Annotated in this window: 1 protein-coding gene; it reads left to right on the top strand. The window is 44.1% G+C overall.

Annotated elements, in window-relative coordinates; translation table 11 throughout:
- Positions 1-65: 65 nt before the first annotated feature.
- A protein-coding gene (locus GT003_RS33200; RefSeq protein WP_428842609.1) for an IS3 family transposase occupies positions 66-1,618 on the top strand; the annotation gives its coding sequence in 2 pieces (ribosomal slippage) (positions 66-705 and positions 705-1,618; 1,554 coding nt in all).
- Positions 1,619-1,663 lie beyond the last annotated feature (45 nt).

Raw genomic sequence — 1,663 nt, forward strand, 5'->3', positions numbered from 1 at the left:
TGATATGCTCCCCATACGGTAGACAGGTGAAATAATAAAACCTGTTATCGTTAGGGGAGTTTTTTATGTCTCTAGGAAAGTATAGTGCTTTGGAGAAACTTGCTATTCTCGAAGAAGTATCAAATGGGGAAATTGGTTTTCTGGCAGCTGCAAAGAAATACGAAATTAATAAGACCACTTTAATGAGATGGCAGCGTAGGTACCAAACGTGTGGGTATGAAGGCTTGGAGCGCCGTACGCATCTCCAAAGCTATAGTGCTGAACTCAAACTCCGAGCGGTGAAGGATTACCTTGAGGGGGGATTGTCGCAGTATCAAGTCATTGCTAAATACAAGATTGCGAGTACGCGGCAGCTCTTTAATTGGGTGAACAAGTATAATGGTCATAGCAGCTTAAAAGCCTATAAAGGGGAAGCAAAAGCTATGACAAAAGGTCGTTCTACTTCTTGGCAAGAACGGATTGAGATTGTGCAGTATTGTCTGGCACATGATTATAACTACCAAAAGGCGGTTGAACAATTTCAGGTCTCTTACCAGCAAGTGTACCAATGGGTGAAGAAGTTTGAAGATGGCGGTCAGGATGCGTTAAAGGATGGCCGAGGGAGAAGGAAAGCCCCGGAAGAGTTAACAGAGGCCGATCAACAGAAACTCAAGATGAAACAGATGGAGTACGAGATTGAGCGACTTCGGGCTGAAAATGCATTTTTAAAAAAGTTAGAGGAACTCGAAAGAAGGCGACGCTAAAACAAACGCGACAGGAACCCATTTATCTTGCCATCCAGGCACTTCAAAAGGATGCATTAAGTATTCAGCTTTTATGCCAAATTGCTGGAATTCCGCGCTCGAGTTACTACAAGTGGTTAAATCGCAAACCCAGTGCTCGAGAGCTGGAGAATGAGCAATTGACTCATGTGATGATGACGATCTATGAGAAAGTGGAACGTACATTTGGATACCGTCAATTGACCCTGCATATGCGTAAACAAACCGGAAAAACCATTAACCATAAGCGCGTTGAACGGTTAATGAAGGTAATGGGGATCCAGTCTGTTATTCGCAGAAAGAAAAAGAAGTATGCGAACGCCACGCCGCAGCAAGTGGCAGAGAACCTGCTAAACCGTAAATTCCGTGCTGATACGCCGAATGAAAAATGGCTCACCGATGTAACAGAATTTAAATACGGTCATGGCCAAAAAGCGTATTTGAGCGCTATTCTCGATCTTCATGATAAATCCATCGTGTCCTATGTATTAGGGCGTTCCAATAACAACCCTCTTGTATTCCAGACGTTGAAGCAGGCCTTGCAAGCTGCCCCAGGAAGCAGCCCCATGCTTCACAGCGACAGAGGCTACCAATACACTTCTTTGGGCTTTAAGAAGTTCTTGGACGACAGTAACATGATCCAGAGCATGTCTCGTGTAGGGCGGTGCATCGATAATGGTCCAATGGAATCTTTTTGGGGGACTCTCAAATGTGAGAAGTATTATTTGCACAAGTACCATACTTTTGAAGAGCTTCACAGAGATATTCAGGCTTACATCCACTTCTACAACCATGAACGATTACAAGCAAAACTAAACGGCCTCAGTCCGATGGAGTACAGGACTAAGGCCGCCTAATTGACTTTATTTATTTGTACTGTCTACTTGACGGGGTGCAGTTCA

This window comes from Paenibacillus sacheonensis (assembly GCF_009909195.1).
Classification (GTDB): Bacteria; Bacillota; Bacilli; order Paenibacillales; family Paenibacillaceae; genus Paenibacillus_Z; species Paenibacillus_Z sacheonensis.